Source organism: Paenibacillus sp. FSL P4-0184, from assembly GCF_038004625.1.
Taxonomy (GTDB): Bacteria; Bacillota; Bacilli; order Paenibacillales; family Paenibacillaceae; genus Paenibacillus_AQ.
This window is the reverse complement of record NZ_JBBORN010000001.1, coordinates 2,889,285-2,913,243: the sequence shown is the minus strand read 5'-3', so window position 1 is coordinate 2,913,243 and position 23,959 is coordinate 2,889,285. Positions and strand designations below refer to the sequence as shown.

Here is a 23,959-nt window from a genome sequence, read left to right as displayed (position 1 = left end):
AGGAGCTCCCGTCATACCATCCCCGTTTATCGGTTCCGATATGCCGCTCAGAGGCTTGTTTCGATAAAATCTCCCTTACCCTGTTCTCATCATTCAGGGCTCTCTGTGAAGGAATGATTTTATTTACTCTTCTCGTCATCGCGTTTAATTATTTTGTATAGGATACCAAATAGATGGTCCTGTGTAAATGGTGCTGTACTTCTGTCTTCTTACGATTTAATCCTCGCTCAGAGCCGTTATTAGTTCCAACACTACTTCATTATCCGGCTCTACAGCAAAAGCTCTACGCGCGTAATCCAGTGCAGCCCCTTCAGCTCCAAGCTCATAATTACAAATCGCCATACTATAAAGCACCGAGGCTAATGGTTCTTCCGAATTGACATGCATAGACCGCTCTAAGTAGGCTAACGCCTCCTCGAACTTATCCATTTCATACAGCAGTAACCCGGCATCCAGTGATAGGTCATAGCTCTGTTCCATCGGATAGTAACCTGTCCACATTAATCGTATCCCCTGCTGAAGATCCAGCATTTCTTCATCACTTGCAGTGGGTAATAGCTCAGAAATCCGTTCAGCACTGTGGATAAACCATTCCGCATCGTACCCGCCTAATCGCCAAAAGACCAAAATTTGCTGTATCTCCATAGCGTCTAATTGATGGTCGCCCCATTCCTTCATACTGAAGAAATCATCCGGACCAAAACGCTCTACAAAGCGTTTGTAGCCCAGCCGAGTGTTCGTATAGCTCATCGGCGCTTCCAGCATAAGAATACATCCGATGTTCAAGTTTTTATAGTGATGTGTGGTAAATAAGGATTGAGCACCTTTTTGCTCCAACACATGCTGAATCGCATGATAGTTCGCCGTTAAGGAGAAGCTTCCGTGATGAATAAGCTCAGGTGGCTCGGCAAATTCCCAATTCTCGATACGGTGATCTCCCTTATCTGCTGTTAGTAGTACGAAACCTTCTTTAGACAACCTAGCAAGCCGCTCCAGACAAGTAAGCCCCACCACAGGAAACAGAATATGGGAATCCTCCAGCTTCTGCTGATAGAGCTTTATAACATCTTGATAGGGAAAGGTTTCCACTTCGTAATTAGCCGCTCGAACATAATGATACTGTGGGATGATTGAACCTAGTACATCAGAGGGGTTGTCCGATCCTGCAGCCTCTGAATACTGAATCGACACCTCACATTCAAATATTTTACCTTCATCCACATAAATTAATTCCTGCGGGATACTGTCAAAAAAATAATTCGCTACAAGTAGCAGCGGCTGCTGTAAATCACCAGGTTTGATGCTGAGCTTAGCGTGCACTAAATACAGTTCAGTATCCTGTACTGCATCAAAACGTGCGAAATCCAGAATACCCTGCTCTACGAATGGAAGTAAGCTTGGGTGCTGCTGCCAGCTGGTTATATTTTTAGCGGGTAAATCACTCATCACATAACGAAAAGGAGGAAGTGGAGTCCCCGCATAATCTATGATTTCGCATAGCTTCTTAAGGATATGGAACGCTAACCGACCCGCCCCAGCTCCCAATTCCAGTATAGTGACTGTTTCAGAGAGATGTCCTTGTCCAGCCCGATCTTGCAGGAATCCGAAGATCATTTCCGCATATGCTGTCGCAATCATAGGATTACTCGTAATATACTGCGGAACCTGATCATTATTCCAAGCCTTTAATCCCTGTTCTTCATAATAAGCCCGCTGCAATTCCCAAATGGGTGCTTCACTGAAGCGATAGTGCTGCCCTTCGTTACCTGTCATCTATTTCTTAACCTGCTCTCTGTATATCTTGTTAGAACACCTATGATACTTATTCCGCTCTCAATGTACGTGATCTGAAAATGACGTATTCAGCCTCTGTAGGAATGGAAACGGAAAATGATAATAATGCCGCCTTGGAGGTTAAAGAGTCAGGTCCTTTTAACGTTTGGTAGTAAGAGTTCCCTTTACTGTCCACACTCACCAGCTCCAGTTCCGCATTACCTTTAGGGATAACAAAACCAGAGGTATTTTGCACGCCTAAGGTTAGTCTGTATTCTTTCCCAGATTGAGTCTGTGTTAGCTTAAACGGATATAAAGGATATGGATGTGCTGTTGTTTCCACTGGGTAAGGGGCAAGCGCTCGATCCGCCTCAGGCTTTGCCCATTCCTCCCCTTTTCTGGCGCCAATGCCAAGGGTTAATTTATTCACGTTATTGAACTGAGTTTCCCAGCGAAATGTCTTTAACCCCTCTAGAATAGGGGATGCTGGAACAAACAGGATTCCGTCCTTGATCTCTGGGGCGATCCCTAATGAATCTTCTGTCTCCCCATTGAATTCTGCCTCTAGCTGCCCTGCTTTAATCTTCCCTACAGAGCGATTCAGTAGTGAAACCGTAACGCTGTTCGTTAATGCGTCATAGAGCAAATCTGCACCAATCGCACTCGAGAAAGCCCGAATCGGCACCATTAATTTACCTGATTTAAAATAAGGAGCGAGTTTACCTGGAAAAAGGACGTAATACCCCCCATATGACAGTGGCATTACCTGAGTCCCTAACTGAACAGCCGCCGACACCGATGTAGGTGTAACCGCGGAACCCGCGGCGAACATAATTACCAATAGACCTATGACATAAGCTCTTATTCTCCCTAATCGTTGTAAGGACTCCTTAATGTGATTCATCTCAAACCCCTCTCCCTCTCTACTCCGTCTAGAACAAAGCCTCTATTAGTAATAATCAATGATCCCCTTGCGCATGTCAACTTGTTCCACTTCTGTTATTCATCATATAAGACAGGATTCCGCATATATTTTCATTGAGTTATTTAGAATCATGAAAGGAGTGCGATGGATGACTGCAGATGGACAGGATTCGCCAAGAAAGACAAATATCCCTCAGCCCATTCGAAGCGATGGCGCAGGGGGATTAGATAAAGGACCACGTGATATAATGCGGGATTTGGAGAATCCCGACATGTTTGTCCCTCCCGTGACCGATGCCGGTCTCGTCCCCAATTTAAAATTCTCTTTCTCCGATGCACATATGCAGCTTAATCATGGTGGCTGGTCGAGAGAGGTGACGGTCAGAGACCTCCCCATCGCCACTACACTAGCTGGCGTCAACATGAGCCTAACCCCCGGTGGAGTTCGTGAACTCCACTGGCATCAGCAAGCGGAATGGTCTTATATGCTGCTAGGTCGAGCTCGAATTACTGCCGTAGATCAAAATGGTCGAAACTTCATAGCAGATGTGGGGCCAGGTGATCTATGGTATTTTCCGCCAGGTATTCCCCACTCTATACAAGGTCTTGAAGAAGGCTGTGAGTTTCTGCTTGTATTCGACGATGGAAGTTTCTCTGATCTAAACACCTTGTCCATTTCCGATTGGTTTGCCCATACTCCTAAAGAAGTTCTTTCGGCTAACTTTGGGGTGCCTGCCGCTGCATTTGACTCTATTCCCACCGAACAGGTCTATATTTATCAGGATCAGGTTCCGGGTTCATTGCAAAGTCAAAAGGTAGAATCTCCATACGGAGAGATCCCACAAACCTTTAAACATTCTTTATTAGCTCAACCTCCGCTGAAGACTCCCGGCGGGAGCGTCAGAATAGTCGATTCCAGTAACTTTCCCATCTCCAAAACCGTAGCTGCCGCATTGGTAGAAATTGAACCCGGAGGGATGAGAGAGCTGCACTGGCATCCAAATAACGATGAATGGCAGTATTATCTTACCGGAAAAGGACGCATGACCGTATTCGCTGGAAATGGTGTAGCACGCACCTTCAACTACAGAGCGGGCGATGTAGGATATGTTCCTTTTGCGTTTGGACATTATATTCAGAATACAGGCGACGACTCCTTATGGTTCCTTGAAATGTTCAAAAGCGATCGTTTTGCCGACGTTTCTCTGAATCAATGGATGGCTCTCACTCCCCATGAATTGGTTCAAAGTAACCTGAACGTTGGACCAGAGGTAATGAACGCCTTAAGGAAAGTGAAATGGCCCGCTGTGAAATATCCTAAGACAAGCAAAAACGCCTCCGACGTCCCTAAAGGACGGTAAGCGTTTTTGCGAGAAATATAAGGATAAGGTGTAGTGTGAAACTTATACTTTCTTATATTTTTAAAAGAATAGGATGCTTTACCTGGTACTATTCGCCGGTCTCCGCAAATCGTTTGATTCTTTCCTCAATCTGGTCACGCACACGCTGGAACACTGCCCACTTCTCTTCATCGGTCCCTTGCGCTTTTGCCGGATCATCGAAGCCCCAGTGTTCCCGTTTGACCTTCGGAGGCGTCATTGGACATTTATCCGCAGCGTCCCCACATAACGTAATGACTAAATCAGCATTATTCAGCAGATTAGAATCAATCATATCCGAGGTCTGTCCAGTGATATCTATGCCTACTTCGCTCATAGCTTGTACAGCTTTTGGATTTAGACCATGGGCTTCAATTCCAGCGCTGTACACGTTCCATTCTCCCCCTAAATATTGCTTCGCCCAGCCCTCAGCCATCTGACTCCGGCAAGAGTTTCCTGTACATAAAAAATAAATCGTTTTCTTGTTCATCCTGATCTTCCCCTTTTCAAATTAAGTAATCAACAACCACAGATAAAGACCTAAAAGTGTAATAAACAACGTTGGGATAGTTAATATAATGCCTGTCTTAAAATACGTTCCCCAGGATATCTTCACACCTTTGGCCGAAAGCACATGGAGCCACAACAGCGTTGCTAGTGAGCCAATCGGGGTGATTTTAGGGCCTAAGTCTGAACCTATAACATTCGCATATATTAATGCCTCTTTAATAACTCCGGTTGTATGCGTTGCATCAATTGCGAGTGCGTCAATCATTACAGTAGGCAGATTATTCATCAATGATGAGATCAATGCAGCAATGAACCCCATACCCATAGTTGCAGCGAATAGACCCTGATCAGCAATCATTCCTATCGCCTTAGCGAGTAGATCAGTTAGACCCGCATTCCGAAGTCCATATACCACAACATACATTCCAATGGAGAAGAACACAATCGCCCAAGGTGCTCCTGTAAGCACTTCTTTCACCTTGACGGAAGGGCTTCTTCTCGCGAGGAGCATGAACAAAATTGCAATGATTCCCACAACTACTGATACCGGTATCTTCAAGAATCCACTAACGAAATACCCTATTAAAAGAATAGCCAGTACAATCCATGATAATCGGAACATCTTCTTATCTTTAATAGCCTCTTGCGGATCTTTTAGCTCGGAATCATTAAATCGCTTCGGAATACTTTTGCGAAAAAAGAAATAAAGCACCACGATACTCGCTATCAATGAGAATAACGTAGGTACAATCATTTTCCCCGCATACTCCATAAAGGTAATTCCAAAAAAGTCAGCCGATACGATATTCACAAGATTGCTAACCACAAGCGGCAATGAAGTGGTGTCCGCAATAAAGCCGCTAGCAATAATGAATGGAAATACTTTTTTCTCATCAAAATTCAGCGCTCTAACCATAGCAAGTACAATAGGGGTAAGTATTAGCGCCGCTCCATCATTTGCAAAAAAGGCAGAAACCAACGCACCAAGAACGATGACATAGACAAACATTCGTGTTCCGTTCCCCCGTGCTGCTCGCGCCATATGTAACGCAGCCCATTCAAAAAATCCAATACTGTCTAAAATTAAGGAAATTAAGATGATTGCAACAAACGCCAACGTCGCATTCCACACCATCTGTGTTACATCCAGGACATCATTAAAGCTAACTACCCCAGCTAGTAAAGCAATGATCGCTCCGCCGCAGGCTGACCATCCAATCGATAAATTTCGAGGCTGCCAGATTACAAAAATTAAAGTTACCATAAAAATAAGTATGGCTAGAATGACCACTTTCTCAACACTCCTATAATCTACGAATAAATCCTATATCACCATATAACTATATAGTTATATACAGTCTAAAAAACTACAACTATATTTTAGTCGCAGCACGGTGCTTTAACTTCTTTATTCAAACTAGCCAATATCGCGGCTGAGCTGGGCATTTGTTGAAGAACAGCCCTAAGATGCGGTTTATCCTCGACATTTAATGAATAATGCACCCACTGCCCTCGTTTGCTTTCTTTCACGATCCCTCGATTCTTCAATTTCCGTAGATGCTGACTGATCGCCGGCTGGGATATATCAAAAATATCAAGGAATTCACACACGCACCATTCCCGTTCTTTCAAAAGTGAAAGCATGGCCAGTCGCGTCTTATCTCCTAAGAGCTTCAAATCATCTGCAATATCCGTCAGTGACTGCATCCCTACTTCTCCTCCTTCCAACACTTATATAAGCGAATACTTATATTGTAATGAACTAGACATTTAGAAGCAAGACTTTTATGTACTCGCTTCTTTTAATTGTTCTCAGAGTTTATATTTTGATTCAGTCCGTTAACTATTCATATGACTTAATATTACGTGTAAATCTGTCAGATCATATTTATGAAAAAAGACCGTCAGCTCTCTCGCGAGAACTATCAGCCTTATCTATTTCTATGGACTTATTTAATATATGGTTTAGGTTCTAGGAATCGTTACAACAAACTGGGTTCCTTCTCCAACTTTACTCTCCACATCAATATTACAATCATGTATTTTCAGAATCTTCATCACAATGGAAAGTCCAAGTCCATTCCCTTTAAGAGCGCTGCTACGCGCTTTCTCCACCATATAAAATCGATCAAAGATAAGCGGAAGTGCTTCCTCAGGAATGCCTTTACCAGAATCTTTGATATATACCTTCACAAATTGCGCGTTCATCTCAATTTCAACATGAATTGTACCGTCTTGCCCCGTATATTTTATAGCATTATTTATTAAGTTCTGCCAGACCTGATCAAATAAATCTTTATCCACCGTGATCTCGCAAGGCAATAAATCCAATTCAATCATAATGTCTTTCCGTGCCCACTGTGGTTCCGCTAATACGATCGTTCTTCTTAATTGTTCGTCTAATTGGAATGTGGTGAAATTAACCGGATGGTGTTCCGAATCGAGTGAGGCTAATCGGAGCAGATTATCACTAAGCCTAGATAGGCGTAAGGTTTCCTCATAGATAATATCCAGATGCTCTTTTTGCTCTTCTAATGGAATGACACCGTCTTGCAGCGCTCTTGTAAATCCTCTAATCGATGTAAGTGGCGACTGCATTTCATGAGAAACATTGCTGACAAAATCATCACGAACTGAGTCCATTTTCTGCAGCTCACTTGCCATACGATTAAAGCTCTCCATCAGTTCACCAAATTCATCTTTATTACGATAAGTCAATCGGACAGATAAATTGCCTGACGCCATTTCCTTCGCTGCAACAGTTAGCTTCTTAATAGGCTTCACAATATACCTGGACATGAACAAGATAAGCAAGCTTCCGATAATTAGTACAGCTAACAGTGTAAACAGAAGCGTAATTCTCAAGCCTCTTACAATCGATGAAAAATCAATCTTAATAATGAAAGCACCTTTTCCATCATCTATCTTAGGAACCCCTACGATAGCAAGTCCACCCCTACCCGATAGAAAGACCGCATCGGTTGTGTTGGAATTGAATAAGATAGCAACTTTCTCCTTGTCTAAAGAAAAAACAGATTCACTTGGCTCATTAACAACCGCTATATCTATACCAAATCGATTAAGCAGATCTGCAAATGCGTTTACTTTTTCCGGATCATCTATTAGATTTGTCACCTTTGCTATATCTTTAGCAATATTAATAAACATATGGTTTGGGGTATTATTTTTTTCTGAAAACTGCATAAAAAGAAAAAAGGATATAATTAAACTGACTAAAACAATACCAATGAACGTAACGACGATGCGAAGACGCAGACTTTTTCTCACCATCTAGGCTAGCTCCAGACGATAACCAAGTCCTCTTACTGTAGAAATGATGAACTGCGGGATGGGTTCAAGACGTTCTCTCAAGCGTTTGATATGCACATCAACCGTCCGCTCATCGCCTTCATAATCCATTCCCCATATATTCTCTATTAGCTGAGTGCGGGTGAATATTTGCCTTGGCGAACCCGCCAAAGCAAATAGCAATTCACATTCCTTCTTTTTCAATTCAACCATTTGATCGGCATTAGCGACTGTTAAATTCCCTAGATCAATTGTTACTCCCCCTAGTTGAATAACATTCGAAGGGGTTACATGATATCTCTTTAATAAAGATTTCACACGCAGTACCAATTCAATGGGATCAAACGGCTTTACTAAATAATCGTCTGACCCCGCATTAAATCCTCTGACTTTATCTTTAGACTCTCCTTTGGCTGTAACCATTAGGATCGGCATATCAATATAAGATCGAATATCTTCTGTCAGTTCAATACCATCGATATGCGGCATCATCACATCCACAATCGCTAAATCAATTTTTGTATGAGCTAGAATGTCTAATGCTATTTGACCATCTTCCGCTTCCACTACGGAAAACTGATCTTTTTCAAGATATAATCGTATTAATTTGCGGATATGGGAATCATCATCAACCACTAGAATTGTGCTCATACATCAATTTCCTTTCCAACATTGTATTTATTCGTATCGCAGAGATTCCATTGGATCGAGCTTGGCAGCCTTCGATGAAGGCATCAAACCAGCGACAATACTAATCCCTGTACTTACAACTAATCCGAATACGATATAAGATCCAGATAAGTTAATAAGCTTTACGCCAAAAGCATTTTCCAGAAGTATATTTAAACCAAAGCTAATAATAGCTGCAAAGATTATTGCGAAGACACCACTAAATATACCCAATAATGCGGATTCGGAAAAGAATATTCGCTTGATATCTTTCTTTCTTGCTCCAATCGCACGAAGGATCCCAATTTCTTTCGTCCGTTCCACTACACTAATGTAAAGTACAACCAATATCATAATCCCTGATACGATGAGCGAAATCCCTGCAATACCAGATAGAACGATCGTAGCCATATCCACATAAGTCGTGATACGCTCCATGATTTTTGCCGTTTGGGAGCCCGAGAAGCCCGCATCAACAGCCGCTTTATTAATATCATTCACATATTTCATATCCGTTGCAAAAGCATTAACCTGAATCGGGCCAATGGTAATCCCTTTATCAGTATACATTTGCTCCAGTGTCTGTGTTGGAATATATCCTGTTGGTGACATTTGCGCTCTTGGATCAGTGGCTTCATAAACACCAGAGACCGTGATTTCTTTTTCCAACGTTATCGGTTTATGTTGAGCATCCATTTCATTAATATACAGATGAATAGACTTCCCTACCATAGCATTTGGTTGGTCACTTCCACTTAATTGACTCGCTATTTTCGTTGGTAATAATACTTCATTTTCTTTCGGTAAAGCCCCTGCTTTAATCGTCGCTTTATCAAACGTATCGTTTAAGGTGGTTAATTGTGTAAGACTACTCGTTTGTTCCCCAAAAACCGTGGTAGATTTGCCTGTAATGGTTGTTATGGTCTCTACATGATCTACATTTGGAAGGTTACGAATCGTTTCAACATCGGCCTTTGTAAACGTAACGCCGGGTAACATCATCGCTTCTGGGCCCTTCATGTCCTTGGCTTCTGGATTTGGCTTAGTAATATCCACCAGTAAAGGGTCCATACTTGAATTTATTTCATTATTAATATAGCTCGTAATCCCATTTCCTAAGGAAAGCATCAAGAGTACACTTAAAATACCTATCGATCCACCCAATGCTACCAATACATTACGTTTGGCGTTAAGCTTCATATTTTGAAGAGCCATTTTGAAAGAAGCCATTAAGCTGAGGTTTCGGGCCGAACCCTCTCCCCCATCGTAGGTAGCCATGGAACGTTCCTTCAAATGAATATCGTCTTTTACCAATCCCTCTTCAAGCTTAACGATACGGCTACCGTAATCAGCTACTTTCTGCGAGTGGGTCACGGTAATGACCAAGATTCCTCTTTTCGCTATGCTGTCCAACAAAACTAAAATTTGATCACCTGTATCCTTATCCAACGCACCCGTAGGTTCATCTGCCAGTATAATATCTGGATTGTTCGACAATGCGCGTGCAATGGATACCCGTTGCTTCTGTCCACCGGACAGTTGATTCGGACGTTTTTTCAGATGATCCTTTAATCCTACCTCAGTCAAAATCTCTATAGCACGCTTATTACGTTCCTTCTCGCTTGTATTCGTCATCTGCATCGCAACCGTAACATTTTCCAAGACTGATAAGTGTGGAATCAGATTGAAGTTTTGAAATACGAAGCCGATGTTGTTTTTGCGATAGTCATCCATTTCCTTTTCGGTCATCTTGCTTAGGTTCTTCCCGCGAACAAGGACATCGCCCTCATAATCAGAGTCCATTCCACCAATGATATTCATTAGTGTGGACTTGCCGCAACCAGACTCACCGAGGATGGAGACAAATTCACCTGTCTCAAAGCTTAAATTCACATCATGGAGTACTGGAACCTTTTCCTTACCATACAAAGTATACGATTTTTTAACATTCTTAACCTCTAATATGTTCATTCCGATCTCTTCCTCTCCTGGGTCACGCTCTTTATCTCTTCCTTTGATGTTGCCTATCCTAACAAATTTATGTGAACTGATAATGAACTGAAGAACCTCCTCATCTTGAGACAATACATTTAAGGAGGGAGTGGTAACTACGGAGAACTTTTGGACTTCCGGCCGCTGTTGTATCCAAATTTCCTGAATTGTACCGCTTAGCGGATGAAATTCGGAGACAAAGACGGTCGCTACCGCTCCTACTGTTCCAAATTCCCCCTTCGTAACTCTCCTCCGTTTATTTTTAGGTCAAGTCATAGAAAAAGGCGAATTCTCACTCAGCATGGAGTCGAATTCGCCTTTTTCTGTTAGGCACATTTTATAAGGATTTAGTGAGTCATATAATAGTCCATTCGCCCAATTTCTTTACCTGTGTAATAGACGATATCAAAGATTAGCCCTGCTAAGATAACTCCATTCATGTTCCCCTTTCTTTAAGCTAGCGCTCTTTTTCGTATCAATCTAATTTGGCCTCTGTGATTAATTTCATCTTCGAATACATGAAACCACATGAAATAGTAGTTCGCCTGTTTGTGATGCCAGAATTCCTCTTCTGTATATAACCAGTCATCATCAACGGTTGCGAACAATGCATACGTTCTTTCTCTTACTTCATTTAAACGGTCTAAATAATAGTTAAGATCATTCCCTTTAATCATCGCTCGCCCTTCGTCTCCTAAGCTTAACGCTGGCCCCCATATTGTTAATTCTTCCTCAGACAAATCTCTTCCCTCAAACGTTGCCACTTGATACGCATATTCTACCGCAGCGTAGTGTGATAATAACGCTCCAATGGAGTTGCTCTCTGGGTCCAATAAGTAGTCCAATTGTTCCACTGTTAGACCTGCAACGGCTTGTAGTGTTGTGTGTCTGGCATAGTTCATCATGGATAAAAGACGACTAATTTGTGGTGAATAACCGGGGATATCTGTAATCAAATATATTTTGTCCATGTCGATCATTATGAGATCTCTCCTTCATATCTTCGAACTTGTAAATTTACAAGACTATGTATTTGTCCAGCTCAAAATTGCTCCGTTCTAACAAGTCCCAGCCGTTTTCCCTCTACGATAGCTTCTGATCTCGAATGCACACTCAGCTTCTCGAAGATTCTCGTCAGATTATACTCCACTGTCCTTTGTGACATTAAGAGCTTGCTGGCTATGTCTTTGTTACTTTTTCCACTGGCAACTTCCTGGAGTATTTCTTGTTCTTTTTGATTAATAGATACTTCTTGAATGAACTGATTATCCCGGTTATTGGATATCTTGATATCACTTCTGCGCAGCTGCTTTAGTAAAGAAACTGGAATGACAGCCTCATTTCTTAGTGCGCAACGAATGGTATTTAACAGCTGTTCTCTGGAAGCTGTCTTAGAGATAAATCCTGTAACCCCTGACTCCATCAACAGGTTATAATGTGCACTGATTTCATATCCGGTATAAATCACCACTTTAGATTCGAGATCACGCTGAACGGCTCTTTTGGTGAATTCGAGTCCGCTAATTGTAGGCATATTAAGATCGCATAATATCACATCAAATCCTTGCTGCTCCAGCATATCGAAAGCTTCCATCGCTGACAAAACAAAGGTTACCTCCATATCAGCATCCTGCTCAATCATATTCTTGGTTCCTTCTCCAACTGAAGGATGATCATCAACCAACAAGATACGTATCATCGTCATCGCCTCCTCTATTTTTCTTCTCCACAAAAGTCGTTGTCGGTAAATAAATAATAACCTCCAACCCTTTACCCTTCTCCGAGTTAAACGTACATTTTCCTTCTAAACTCGCTACACGTTCTTTGATGCCAGACAAGCCCATATGCTGATATGATGATCCCCACAAAATGAATGATAAGAAAGCAAAAACTGCAAAGTAGCCCTGAAATGAAAAAATAACGGGTTTCACTCTCATTTGAATCTCCCGGAAGAACAAAATTATACATATTTGTAATTCGAGCCATGTATTCTCTGCCATTTTAAATGATTTCAATAGGGAATAATATACTTTTATGCATGATATTCCTTCATCTATAAACAACGCGTGCACCCCATCACCTCCTTGTCTGGCATAAAATTCAAACTACCTTCTCATACTATGGGGAGAATATGGAGGTGAATGTCATGCCAAAAAATAACGCCAGTCCCAAAGGTGAACCAGGCAAACATCAACCAAGTAAGAAAAACAATGCACAGAATAACAATAACTTTAATGAAGCGGCTCAGATGGTAAACATCGATAAAGCTGCCGATTATGTTCCCAGCTTAAACGGTGTTTCCAAAGCCGACGTCTAAACCACACTGTTAAACAAAAAAACACTCCTCAGAATATTCTGAAGGAGTGTTTCATTTCAAAGATTATATGCGATACGTTAAGCCTACTACACCGTTACTGTAAGCTTTTGAGTCCACAAGATGAAGTGGGACTTGATTCGTGATCTCGTCAAAAAGACGCATGCCAGAACCAACGACTACGGGACAGATATTAAGCCTAAGCTCATCTAACAATCCATTTTGTAATAGGGATCTGACTAATTTCGGACTACCAGGGATCTGAATGTTCTTTCCAGGCTGTTGCTTTAGCTTCATTATTTCCTCAAAGAGCTTGCCCTTGATCAGGCTTGCAGGTTGCCATTCGAGCATGTCCTCCGTAATCGTACTGGAGACCAGATATTTGTCAGAATGGTTCAGGAATCTTGCCATGGGTAGATTGTCACTCTGATGCTGCCAGAACTGGGCTAACATCTTGTAAGTACGTGGTCCAAGCAGTACCGTATCCGCCTGTGCAACACCCGCAGCAATCGTCTCATTCATTTCATTGCTCCCCCACTTCTTAGGTGAGGCTTCAAGTGAGTCTACCACTCCATCCAGCGATATGAATAAACCTGCCACAATCTTTCTAGATGAATTTTCTGCATCTTGTTCATGATGATCTACAGGCACACTCATCGCTCCTTGTACCAGAAATGAGTACTTAACACTCGATCCGCAATATAAGACATTCTTGATTATTTCAAGTTTTCTAACTCGACGGTCACTTTTTCAATCAGATTCACGAAGGAAGCTAGTTCTTGAGAGCCCTTCACCTGATCTCTGGAATACATGGAATTGTGTTCCGATTCTTTTTTTACCTTGGACAGTGTGGAGTTGATATTATTCAGCTTCTCATCAATCGTCCCTATTGAATCTTTTGAGCGACGCGCTAACTTGCGTACTTCATTCGCGACGACTTCAAAGCCTCTACCGTACTCCCCTGCTCTTGCCGCTTCAATGGCTGCGTTTAAGCCCAAAAGGTGCGTATGATCAGCTACTTCCCTAATCATTGTACCCACTTGATGAATAGACTCTACCTCTTTGTCGAGATATAACACAGTTTGATGTGTTTTCTCTTGATAATCAGCATTCTTACTAGCTAATTCCTCGATGGATTCACTGCTATCTTTCAGTTGAACCATTAAGGATACTAATTCTTGAACCGCAGAACTAACACCTGTAAGCAAGTGGTTTTGCTTTTCCAATAAATTTTCTATTTTTGCTTTTTCATCGACTTCGTAGGCTTCAAGAACCAACTGTGAATCCAGATTAAACATCTTGGTTAATGCATGAATGACGGGTTTCCAATCAGTCGGTAATATCCGTTCAAAATAAGCTGTAGCGAGATCCAAATATAATATGTAAGTGCCCAAATACCAATTCGTTGTCAGACCAATACGCGAGTGAATTTTGCCTATAAGCAGTCGTCTTTCAATAAATGCTTCATCAATCACACCCGAAGCCATGGATAAAAAATACCACTGCTGCGTTTCCTTTAATCGATCAAGCGTACTGTGCTGTTCAATGATGTGGAGTAGCTCAGGTTCCTCTATCATCTGCTTATACAATTCATCTACAAGGGAGCTTACGATTTGCTTGAATTCTTTCTCCTTACTTTTTAATACATTTAAATCAGCCTCAGTAATCCCAATATAGCTAACTTGCTGTTTTCGTTCTGAACTAAGATTGATCATAATTTGGTCAACTTCCCTCTCATTCTGTTTATATAATGATCATCGCATCTTCCATGCCATCCCCTATGGCATCTATTTATCTTGATAATAAAGGTATTATTTTTATAAATTTTAACACTTTATTTACTTAAATAGTTTATTAATTTTACAAACTTTGCATTTTGTACATTATTCTTAGATCACACAAAAAAGAGGAGCTCCTGTAAAGGAAGCCCCTCTTAAAATTATAACCTTACCCTACACTGTAACAACTTGTTGCAGCAATTCTATCGTTGTCCGGTCAATGAATTTTCTGAATTTCTCTTTGCCTTTGGCGTTGGCTTTATAGTAGTTAATCAATGACAAAATCACTGGAATGAGTTGATCTTCACTTAGCCCTGATCTAAGAGATTGTGCGATTGAAGTCTTAAGTCCTTTAGGTTCTCCTCCAATAAAAACCTCATAGGTATTACGCATTTTGACAACACTAATGTCTTTCAACAAAGGCTCGCTTGTTCCGAGTGCACAGCCCGCATAACCAATTTTCAGTGGCATAGGTGTTTCAATCCCTGCGATGGACTGATTTAATTTCTGTGCAACTGCCAGACCTGCTTCCTCAGCCCCTTTACAAAAATTACAAGCAATCAGGCTTTTCGTGACAAAACCCGCTGGATATACTTCCAAGCCCGTACGCTCAAGTTGTTCCACAATCTCTTCACGATGTTCCAGAGGTACCTCCAAATATAGCTGTTTAAAAGATGTCATTTCAATTCTTGCATTTGTCCCTACAATAGCTCCAATTGTAGCAAGCTGCTCTGGTGTGAACAGGCTTCCTCCCACTTGAATTGGAGGCGCAACTGCGATTTTCGTTATCTCTCCCATATCCTAATCTCCGTCTCCATTCCTCAAGCGATTTAGTTACGGATCTTCACACGTTGTAGACGAAGCGCGTTAAGTACAACGGAAACCGAACTGAGCGCCATTGCTGCACCCGCTACCCATGGAGCCAAGAAACCAAGTGCTGCGATTGGAATCCCAAGGGAGTTGTATCCAAGTGCCCAGAATAAATTTTGTTTAATATTAGTCATCGTTTTACGGCTCATGTAGATGGCATCAGGGATACTGGATAGATCGCCTCGCATTAAAGTAACATCTGCAGCTTCCATAGCCACATCCGTACCGGTACCGATTGCCATCCCAATATCTGCAGTAGCTAGAGCTGGAGCATCATTAATACCATCGCCGACCATAGCTACTATCTTTCCTTGCGCTTGTAATTTTTTCACTTCCTCCGCTTTTCCTTCTGGAAGCACTTCAGCGCGTACATGATCAATGCCAACTTGGGCAGCGATCGCCTTTGCCGTACGTTCGTTATCTCCGGTAATCATGATGACCTGGATTCCCATTCCTTTCAAGCGACTGACAGCAGCCTGAGAGGTTTCTTTAATGGTATCCGCAACGGCTACCATACCTACGTACCCTTTATTTATAGCAACAAGCATTGCTGTTTTACCGGATTCTTCTAAAGTAGACATGATGTTATAAGCATGACTTGCCTCTACACCGTATTTGTCCATGAGACGCCGAGTACCAATTAACAGCTCTTTACCTTCCACGACAGCCTTGATCCCAAAACCCGGTATAGCTTCAAAAGATTCTGTCCCTGGCAATTCAATATTTCTTTCCAAGATGCCTGCGACAATAGCTTCTGCAAGTGGATGTTCTGAATTCTTCTCGGCTGCACCCACCAGTCTAAGAAATTCTGTCTCGTTGCCTTCGACCAAAATATCGGTAAGCTCAGGTTTGCCCTTTGTTACTGTGCCTGTTTTATCCAAGATAATCGTATCAATTTTATGTGTTTGCTCTAAATGCTCTCCGCCTTTGAACAGGATTCCCAGTTCAGCTGCACGTCCGGAACCAGCCATAATGGAGGTTGGCGTAGCCAGACCCAAAGCACAAGGGCAAGCGATAACCAGAATGGCGATTGCTTTTTCCAAAGCTCCTGCAAAATCACCCGGTGTTACGATGAAGTACCACACTAAAAATGCAATAACGGCAATCCCAACAACGATAGGAACAAAGATACCGGAGATGACGTCAGCAACCCGTTGAATAGGAGCTTTTGAACCTTGCGCTTCTTCTACCACTTTGATGATCTGCGCAAGAGCAGTTTCCTTACCTACTTTTGTTGCCTTAATTCGAAGCATACCGTTTTTATTAATCGTCGCTCCAATGACGGAATCTCCGGCTTTCTTTTCAACAGGGAGGCTTTCTCCGGTCAGCATGGATTCATCTACCGAAGAGATCCCTTCCAGAACTTCACCATCTACAGGTACTTTATTCCCTGGACGAACAAGTACTATATCACCAGTAATAACTTCCTCTACCGGAATGCTTAATTCTTCACCGTCACGGACAACTAAAGCAGTCTTGGCTTGCAGTCCCATCAAGGATTTAATAGCTTCCGAGGTCCGTCCTTTTGCCAAGGATTCGAACAATTTTCCCATTAGAACCAGAGTAATCAATACTGCACTCGTTTCATAATACATTTCTGGTCCATGATGCGCACTCCCACCATCGACAGCCCAAACAATAGTTAAATAAAGGCTATAAAAAAAGGCCGCTGAGGTCCCAAGTGAAACTAGAACATCCATGTTCGCACTGCCGTTACGAAGTGCTTTATAAGCACCGATGTAAAATTGTTTACCAATATAAAATTGAACTGGTGTTGCCAAAATCAATTGGAACCATGGATTCATAAAAAGATCAGGCAGCCATATCCACGAAGTGAAGGAAAAGTGGCTCACCATCGCCCACAGCAGTGGAAACGATAGAATCGCGGAGATCAGTAGTTTACGTTTTTGCTTGGATAAATCTTGTTGTCGCTGTTCCGCTGGGTCACCTTGCTCTTGTTTGGGAACAGCCTTGTATCCAAGCTTCTCCACCCGCTTCTGCATGTCAGATACAGAAACTTCAACGGGATTATATTCGACATGTGCTGTTTCCATCGCAAAGTTCACACTAGCGGTGCTTACGCCAGGCAGTTTATTCAGAGTCTTTTCAATTTTCAATGCACAAGCAGCGCATGTCATACCTACAAGCTGTAAATCTACAGCTTCTTTAGCCGTGCTATACCCTAGCTTCTGAATACTTGCTTCCATCTTACTTACGTCCACTATGTTCGGATCATAAGTCACTGTAGCCCTTTCCATTGCAAAGTTTACGTTGGCTTCTGTTACACCTTCTAACTTGTTCAAGCCTTTTTCTATGCGGTTTGCACAAGCAGCACAAGTCATCCCTGTGATTTGTAATGAAGTTTGTGATTGTCCCGCCGCAGCAGTAGTCATTATATAAACACCTCTTCCACTTTTGTGATGATTTCCATTGTTTGCATCATCCTCTTCTTGACATTAGTATACCCCCCTACCCTATATTATGTCAAGCGACAAGCTATACTCTAAATACTTAAAAAGGAGTTTTCTCAGTAACAGAAATCCTGTTTCTGAGAAAACTCCTTCATGAATCCGTCCTCTCTGAAGAGAGTCCTACTGAGTTAAGCGGCCATTTCACGGCAGATTTTTGCACAGGCAAAACATGCTTCTGCACATTGCTGGCAATGATCATGGTCATGCTTTTTACATTCGTTGCCGCAGGCTTCACAAGCCTCTGCACAAGCTAAACATAAGGCCTTGGCATATTTACTGTTCATCGACAGGGCATGTGCAGTGAATCCGCATATTTCCGCACATTCACGATCCAGGCGAATGCACTCCTTCATCATTCCAACATGATCTTCCTCCAAGCAAGATGAGTAACAGTGATTACAAGCCACCATACATTTTAAACATTCTTCAATACACGCTTTGTAGTTTTGATGTGACATCATAATAGCTCCTCTCAAGATGTAATTTAGTATAGTCCCCTACTCTATATATACCCAATCGTGAGCTAACTTATCATGCTCAGAGAAATTGTCCGAACTGAACATTAGACAAGCAGCTGTTTCTCAATTTCTTGACGATTGAACACAAATCCGAAGAATACCTGATTGTTAATGAAAATGGTAGGAACCAATCTTTTTCCAGTTCGATTAAATAACGTATCTGCATGGTCAGGATGATCTGCAATATTAAATTCAGTAAATGGAATATGATGCTCACTTAAGAACTTTTTAAAATTTCTGCAATCCTCACAAGTCGGTGTTGTAAATACCTCTACGTTCATATGGGTCGTCCTCCTTCAGTATATTTTCTAACAACATTAGTATACCCCCCTATACTATACATGAATCTAAATAAAAAAGGATTCCAACGAATCCTTTCTATTATCAATTATTTAATTAATTTATTGATGGTAATTAATAACTCATCTAACACTTCATTTTCACCATCTTGAATTCGTTCTACGACACAGCTCTTCATATGATGTTCTAACAAAAGCTTTCCTACGCCGTTCAAAGCAGATTGGACCGAAGAGATTTGATGCAGCACATCATCACAATAGGTGTCCTTCTCAATTAATCCCTTTAGCCCTCTTACTTGTCCTTCAATTCTATTGAGTCGGCTAACCAGGTTCTTTTTAGTCTTCTCAGAGTGATGACTTTTTCGTTCACCCGTGCTACATGATTCGTGCTCGTGCGTATGATCTTCCATGCACCAATCACTCCTTTCCATATAGTTTTATTATACTATAGCCCCCCTAATCTATTCAAAATATAAAATATAATTAGACTTTCATCACTTCATGGGATATCACCGATGTCTCAATTTGAATAGTAGTATGTTGGATTTTGAAGCGTTCCGCTATTAACTGAATGGCTTGCTGCAAAATACGTTGATCATCTTCCTGATCTTTGATTAAGAGATGGCAGCTTAGTGAATCAAGACCCGAGGTAATTGTCCAAATATGAAGATCATGAACATTTATAACGCCCTCGATATTTTCTAGAACTGCCTTCACCTCAGATGGATTCACTGTAATCGGTGTACCTTCCATAAGAACATGAACGGTATGTTTGATGATTCCCCAAGCACCTCTAAGAATTAATAGAGCAACTAGTACGCTTATAATCGGGTCAGCAATATACCAGCCAAAAATCATCATAACTAAACCTGCAATAATAGCCCCTACCGAGCCTAAAGCATCGCCAAGCACATGAAGATAAGCGCTGCGAAGGTTAATGTTATTCTTTACATCTCCTTTTCTCATAAGAGACCAAGCACTAGCAACATTGGCTAAAAGACCTATACATGCGATCAGCATCATAGAACCACTTGCAACCGTAGGCGGCTCGAAGAATCGGCCATAAGCCTCCACGATGATAAAACCAGCAACTACAAATAAGGTGACCCCATTCAATAGTGCCGCTAGAATTTCAAACCGATGAAATCCATATGTTTTATTGGGAGATGCAGGTTTAGTTGCAAACCAGACCGCTACTAGGCTTAATGCTAAGGAGCTTGCATCGTTTAGCATATGCCCACTATCCGATAGCAGCGCTAAGCTGTTAGTGATCAGTCCGCCAAAAAACTCCAAAAACATAATTCCTACCGTAATTATTAATGCAATCATTAGTCCTTTTTTGTTTCCGCTAGGATCAAAATGATGATGACCGTGAGGTCCATGGGAATGATCATGTCCTGCATGGGAGTGATTGTGATCGCTGTGATCGTGATCAGAGTGTTGCCCGTCTACATGCTCAATCTGATGATTGTGATTATTCTTCTTGTCCTTCATGATTTACCTCCTATTTACCTTCAGCAAGATAGTATTTGTATGCGCGCGCAGTGGTATTCAAAAGCTCCAGATCATAATAACATATGAACAAGTGCTCATATGTTATTATGATCTGGATTTTTCTTCTTGTCAATAACGAACCTAAGGGTATATCCTCAGCTAGAAGTTTATAAAAATAAAAAAAACACCTCTATACAATTTCTGTATAAAGATGTTTTAGTTTATCTTTCACTTCTTAATCTTAAAGAGAAATCGCTGCTTCTAATGCAACTTCCATCATGCTGTTGAAAGAATTTTGTCTTTCTTCTGCCGTGGTTACTGCATGAGTAACTAATGAATCTGAAATAGTAAGAATACATGCTGCTTGTTTACCTAATACTTTCGCATTATGGAACAATGCATAGCTCTCCATTTCTACACATACACAGCCATGTTCATTGTAAAATTCATTGTGGCCTGGCACGTTATCTTCATGATAGAATACATCGCTTGAATGAATTCTTGCCGTCAAAAGTGGCTTGTTAATACGTTTAGCCGCATCTTCAATGACTTCGTTCAATTCTTTACTTGGCAGCTGCACGTCTCCTTCTACACCACTTTGCACATAGGCGTATGTAGATTCACTCCACGCACTATCCGCCAGTACCACATCAAATAAATTCAATTTATCTGTGTAGGCACCTGCACTACCGATGCGAATGATGTTTTCCACACCATAATTTTTGTATAGTTCATAAGAATAAATACCGATACTTGGCATTCCCATTCCCGAACCCATTACTGACACTTCTTTACCTTTGTAAGTGCCTGTATATCCAAACATATTCCGTACCGTATTAAATTGGGTTGGGTTCTCCAAATAGGTTTCTGCGATATACTTCGCTCTTAACGGATCTCCTGGCATTAATACTGTTTTGGCGATTTCACCATTTTGTGCTGCATTGTGCGGCGTTGGCATAATTTATTCCTCCTAAGTTTGTTACTCAACTACTATCTTACTATACCATCCATGAATTTAAATATACGTTTAAAATATTCTTTTGTTTCAACAAAAAAAGAACTGATTCTCTTGCTACAATTTATTCGCAAACTCGTTAAGCTTTTGGGACATTATTTTTATTTCCTCAATAAATGCAGAAGTATGCTGAACAGATGCAGCCTGTTCTTGTCCGATCTCCGCTATCTTCTCTATCGAATTAGCCATTTGGTTCGTAATCCCCTTAATTTGTAGCATGGTTTCATTTATGTTTTGAGTTGAAGAAACGGTTTCCCGTGAAAATTTCCGAATTTCCTTAGCTACGACTTCAAACCCTCTTCCCTTCTCACCTGCATGAGCTGCTTCTATTGCTGCATTCAGCCCGAGTAAATTCGTTTGGTCAGCAACCTTTTTAATAATCGATAGGACCTCTGTAGTATTCTCCACATCTCTACCAGCTTGTTGGGATTGAATAAGTAGTTGCTGAGAGTAATCCGCAAGTGAATTGGATCCATACGAAATATTATTGATTTGCTCATTAGCTTGGGTCAGTGATTCTGAGATTTGTTCTACAATAGCCTTTAATTCACTTTGTCTACGAATCTGAACTGCAATCCCGCCAATGACCTGACCGTTTTGATCATGAAGAGGTGTCGCTGTACCTGTAAACTCAAATCCATAGAAGTTGGCCGGAACATCGGACTTTAATGCTTGATTCTCTCGTATAGCTATGTAAAGCGGTTCTTCTTTGTTTAAAAGCTGTCCTTCGGTAATGTTTAAATTAATGGTATTGCCAGGAAAATAAGCAACAAACCGTTCCAAATCACATATGGCTATGGATAAATCAGCCGGAATAGATAATTTTATTATAGGTATAATCGCGATAAATTTGTCTAAAGATTCAATATTATTAATCACAGAAATATAGTCTCCATTCCAGCAAAAGGTTTTTCCAACCGTGCTAAATTCTCAATTTTGCTTAATTCATATTTGAAATATGTATTCGAGGAATTCTCATAAAATCCTCCAAAAAAGTTTACAAATCCCCTTTTTCTCTCATAACATACGGATAGCATACAAAAAAAGCCCCCACCTTGTGAAAAGTGAGGGCTTTGGGTTACTTGCTTTAATTAACAGTATCGATTAGTTGCGGATCAGATAATCAAATGCACCTAAAGCTGCAGTTGCACCGGATCCCATCGAAATGATGATTTGTTTATAAGCACTATTAGTGCAATCGCCAGCAGCAAATACTCCTGGTACATTTGTGGCACCATGGCTATCTACAACGATCTCGCCAACGCGAGTACGTTCAACCATGTCACCTAACCAATCTGTGTTCGGAACCAAACCGATCTGTACAAACACACCCTGTAATTCAATATGGTGAGTTTCTTCTGTCGCACGATCGATATAAGAAATACCATCTACCTTATCAGTTCCGGTAATTTCTTTCGTTTGCACGTTTTTAAGCACAGTAACGTTAGGTAGGCTGTAGAGACGATCTTGCAGTACAGCATCTGCTTTGAGCTCTGGAGCAAATTCCAGAACCGTTACATGCTTCACTATACCCGCAAGGTCAATAGCTGCCTCAATCCCTGAATTACCGCCGCCGACAACGGCAACATCTTTGCCTGCAAATAAAGGACCATCACAGTGTGGGCAGTAGGCTACGCCTTTATTCTTGAATTCAGCTTCACCAGGCACACCCATATTGCGCCAACGAGCACCTGTCGACAGAATGACCGTCTTACTCTTTAGAACAGCACCGTTCTCGAGTTCAACTTCAATTAAATCATTCTTATCTAAACGTGTGGCACGTTGTAACTTCATCACATCAATGCCATACTCTTTCACTTGCTCTTCGAGTTTAGCCACTAGCTGAGGACCTTCAATGTAATTTACACTGATAAAGTTCTCAATTCCAAGTGTGTCGTTAACCTGTCCGCCTAAGCGTTCAGCGACAATCCCTGTGCGAATTCCTTTACGCGCTGCGTAAATTGCTGCACTTGCACCTGCTGGGCCACCACCAACAACAAGTACATCATAAGGAGCTTTATTGTCAAACTCTGATGCGTCTACAGTACTACCCATTTTAGCTAGAATTTCTTCAACCGTCATACGACCACTTTCGAAAAATTCACCGTTAAGGTAAACGCTTGGAACAGACATAATTTCTTTGCGTTCTACCTCTTCTTTGAACACTCCGCCGTCAATCATCGTATGGGTAATGCCAGGATTGAAGATACTCATTAGGTTCAGTGCTTGTACAACATCAGGGCAATTATGACAGCTTAGGCTGACATAAGTTTCAAACTTATATTCGCCATTAATGCTTTTGATCTGATCAATAACACTTTGCTCAACCTTAGGCGCTCTTCCGCTAACTTGCAATAGAGCCAACACTAATGAAGTAAACTCATGTCCTAGCGGAGTTCCCGCAAAGGTTACGCCCGTATCTTCACCCACACGATTTACGCTAAAGCTTGGGGTTCTAGGCAGTTCGGTTTTTTCTACCGTTATCCTAGCTGACATTTTGGCAATTTCATCAACCAGCGCTTCCATCTCTTGAGATGCTTCGTCAGAGCCTGCACTGATTTTCAGTACTACGTCGCCTTCCAAGAGTTCTAGGTATTGAGCTAGTTGAGCTTTTATTTCTTGATCTAATTTCATTTAGCTTTCG

General features: G+C 41.5%; 24 protein-coding genes and 1 other annotated feature (1 of these 25 running past the window's edge). Of the genes, 2 read left to right on the top strand and 22 right to left on the bottom strand.

From position 1 onward, the window contains the following. Positions 1-148 (bottom strand) — a binding site (T-box leader) (it extends 113 nt beyond the left edge of the window). Positions 149-216: 68 nt separating this feature from the next. Both MKY52_RS12710 and MKY52_RS12705 read right to left on the bottom strand, forming a co-directional pair. After that, complete coding sequence (locus MKY52_RS12710; RefSeq protein ID WP_341051601.1) at positions 217-1,773, bottom strand: SAM-dependent methyltransferase; 1,557 nt, start codon at positions 1,771-1,773, stop codon at positions 217-219. 49 nt (positions 1,774-1,822) lie between these two features. Beyond that, on the bottom strand, positions 1,823-2,677 hold the full coding sequence (locus tag MKY52_RS12705) for a copper amine oxidase N-terminal domain-containing protein (protein WP_341051600.1): 855 nt from the start codon (positions 2,675-2,677) through the stop codon (positions 1,823-1,825). Positions 2,678-2,846: 169 nt separating this feature from the next. On the opposite strand from MKY52_RS12705, the gene MKY52_RS12700 reads away from it, so the two are divergent. Then, positions 2,847-4,058: an oxalate decarboxylase family bicupin gene (locus tag MKY52_RS12700; protein WP_341051599.1), complete on the top strand. Its 1,212-nt coding sequence runs from the start codon at positions 2,847-2,849 to the stop codon at positions 4,056-4,058. Positions 4,059-4,146: 88 nt separating this feature from the next. On the opposite strand, the gene arsC is transcribed toward MKY52_RS12700, so the two are convergent. The 9 genes from arsC to MKY52_RS12655 all read right to left on the bottom strand — a co-directional run bounded on the left by arsC (position 4,147) and on the right by MKY52_RS12655 (position 12,493). Further along, a complete protein-coding gene (gene arsC / locus MKY52_RS12695; protein ID WP_341051597.1) occupies positions 4,147-4,566 on the bottom strand; it encodes an arsenate reductase (thioredoxin) in 420 nt (139 codons plus the stop codon). 21 nt (positions 4,567-4,587) lie between these two features. Beyond that, complete coding sequence (locus MKY52_RS12690; protein WP_339243534.1) at positions 4,588-5,877, bottom strand: arsenic transporter; 1,290 nt, start codon at positions 5,875-5,877, stop codon at positions 4,588-4,590. 89 nt (positions 5,878-5,966) lie between these two features. Next, a complete protein-coding gene (locus tag MKY52_RS12685) occupies positions 5,967-6,293 on the bottom strand; it encodes an ArsR/SmtB family transcription factor (RefSeq protein ID WP_341051596.1) in 327 nt (108 codons plus the stop codon). Between the two features lie 258 nt (positions 6,294-6,551). Beyond that, positions 6,552-7,877: a sensor histidine kinase gene (locus tag MKY52_RS12680; RefSeq protein WP_341051595.1), complete on the bottom strand. Its 1,326-nt coding sequence runs from the start codon at positions 7,875-7,877 to the stop codon at positions 6,552-6,554. Beyond that, the gene (locus MKY52_RS12675; protein ID WP_042191977.1) at positions 7,878-8,546 is read right to left on the bottom strand and encodes a response regulator transcription factor; all 669 of its coding nucleotides are present in this window, start codon (positions 8,544-8,546) and stop codon (positions 7,878-7,880) included. It lies immediately after the preceding gene. Between the two features lie 27 nt (positions 8,547-8,573). Next, on the bottom strand, positions 8,574-10,535 hold the full coding sequence (locus MKY52_RS12670; protein ID WP_341051594.1) for an ABC transporter ATP-binding protein/permease: 1,962 nt from the start codon (positions 10,533-10,535) through the stop codon (positions 8,574-8,576). Between the two features lie 473 nt (positions 10,536-11,008). Next, positions 11,009-11,536 (bottom strand): DinB family protein, encoded by a 528-nt coding sequence (locus MKY52_RS12665; protein ID WP_341051593.1) that lies wholly within the window; start codon positions 11,534-11,536, stop codon positions 11,009-11,011. A gap of 62 nt (positions 11,537-11,598) precedes the next feature. Continuing rightward, positions 11,599-12,255: a response regulator transcription factor gene (locus MKY52_RS12660; protein WP_341051591.1), complete on the bottom strand. Its 657-nt coding sequence runs from the start codon at positions 12,253-12,255 to the stop codon at positions 11,599-11,601. Then, positions 12,233-12,493 (bottom strand): hypothetical protein, encoded by a 261-nt coding sequence (locus MKY52_RS12655; protein WP_341051589.1) that lies wholly within the window; start codon positions 12,491-12,493, stop codon positions 12,233-12,235. The genes MKY52_RS12660 and MKY52_RS12655 overlap by 23 nt, the downstream gene beginning before the upstream one ends. Positions 12,494-12,702: 209 nt before the next feature. On the opposite strand from MKY52_RS12655, the gene MKY52_RS12650 reads away from it, so the two are divergent. Beyond that, positions 12,703-12,873 (top strand): hypothetical protein, encoded by a 171-nt coding sequence (locus tag MKY52_RS12650; RefSeq protein ID WP_341051588.1) that lies wholly within the window; start codon positions 12,703-12,705, stop codon positions 12,871-12,873. Between the two features lie 63 nt (positions 12,874-12,936). On the opposite strand, the gene MKY52_RS12645 is transcribed toward MKY52_RS12650, so the two are convergent. From MKY52_RS12645 to ahpF, 11 genes are all read right to left on the bottom strand, one after another. Continuing rightward, the gene (locus MKY52_RS12645; RefSeq protein ID WP_341051587.1) at positions 12,937-13,521 is read right to left on the bottom strand and encodes a dihydrofolate reductase family protein; all 585 of its coding nucleotides are present in this window, start codon (positions 13,519-13,521) and stop codon (positions 12,937-12,939) included. Positions 13,522-13,586: 65 nt separating this feature from the next. Further along, positions 13,587-14,585: a globin-coupled sensor protein gene (locus MKY52_RS12640; RefSeq protein ID WP_149644836.1), complete on the bottom strand. Its 999-nt coding sequence runs from the start codon at positions 14,583-14,585 to the stop codon at positions 13,587-13,589. A gap of 237 nt (positions 14,586-14,822) precedes the next feature. After that, entirely contained in the window at positions 14,823-15,446 is a 624-nt protein-coding gene (locus tag MKY52_RS12635) for a nitrite reductase (RefSeq protein ID WP_341051585.1), read from the bottom strand. A gap of 32 nt (positions 15,447-15,478) precedes the next feature. Continuing rightward, the gene (locus MKY52_RS12630; protein WP_341051584.1) at positions 15,479-17,911 is read right to left on the bottom strand and encodes a heavy metal translocating P-type ATPase; all 2,433 of its coding nucleotides are present in this window, start codon (positions 17,909-17,911) and stop codon (positions 15,479-15,481) included. A gap of 206 nt (positions 17,912-18,117) precedes the next feature. Continuing rightward, positions 18,118-18,447 carry a four-helix bundle copper-binding protein gene (locus MKY52_RS12625; protein ID WP_042192011.1) on the bottom strand — a complete coding sequence of 110 codons (330 nt, stop codon included), beginning with the start codon at positions 18,445-18,447 and terminating at the stop codon, positions 18,118-18,120. A gap of 104 nt (positions 18,448-18,551) precedes the next feature. Next, positions 18,552-18,788, bottom strand: a complete 237-nt coding sequence (locus MKY52_RS12620; protein WP_060625785.1) for a glutaredoxin family protein — start codon at positions 18,786-18,788, stop codon at positions 18,552-18,554. Between the two features lie 107 nt (positions 18,789-18,895). After that, positions 18,896-19,216, bottom strand: a complete 321-nt coding sequence (locus MKY52_RS12615; protein ID WP_042131123.1) for a metal-sensitive transcriptional regulator — start codon at positions 19,214-19,216, stop codon at positions 18,896-18,898. Positions 19,217-19,289: 73 nt separating this feature from the next. Continuing rightward, positions 19,290-20,300, bottom strand: coding sequence for a cation diffusion facilitator family transporter (locus MKY52_RS12610; protein WP_341051582.1), 1,011 nt, complete (start codon positions 20,298-20,300; stop codon positions 19,290-19,292). A gap of 241 nt (positions 20,301-20,541) precedes the next feature. Then, entirely contained in the window at positions 20,542-21,258 is a 717-nt protein-coding gene (deoD, locus tag MKY52_RS12605; protein WP_341051580.1) for a purine-nucleoside phosphorylase, read from the bottom strand. A gap of 114 nt (positions 21,259-21,372) precedes the next feature. Then, complete coding sequence (locus MKY52_RS12600) at positions 21,373-22,194, bottom strand: methyl-accepting chemotaxis protein (protein WP_341051579.1); 822 nt, start codon at positions 22,192-22,194, stop codon at positions 21,373-21,375. 225 nt (positions 22,195-22,419) lie between these two features. Further along, the gene (ahpF, locus tag MKY52_RS12595; protein WP_042192017.1) at positions 22,420-23,949 is read right to left on the bottom strand and encodes an alkyl hydroperoxide reductase subunit F; all 1,530 of its coding nucleotides are present in this window, start codon (positions 23,947-23,949) and stop codon (positions 22,420-22,422) included. Between the last annotated feature and the right edge of the window lie 10 nt (positions 23,950-23,959).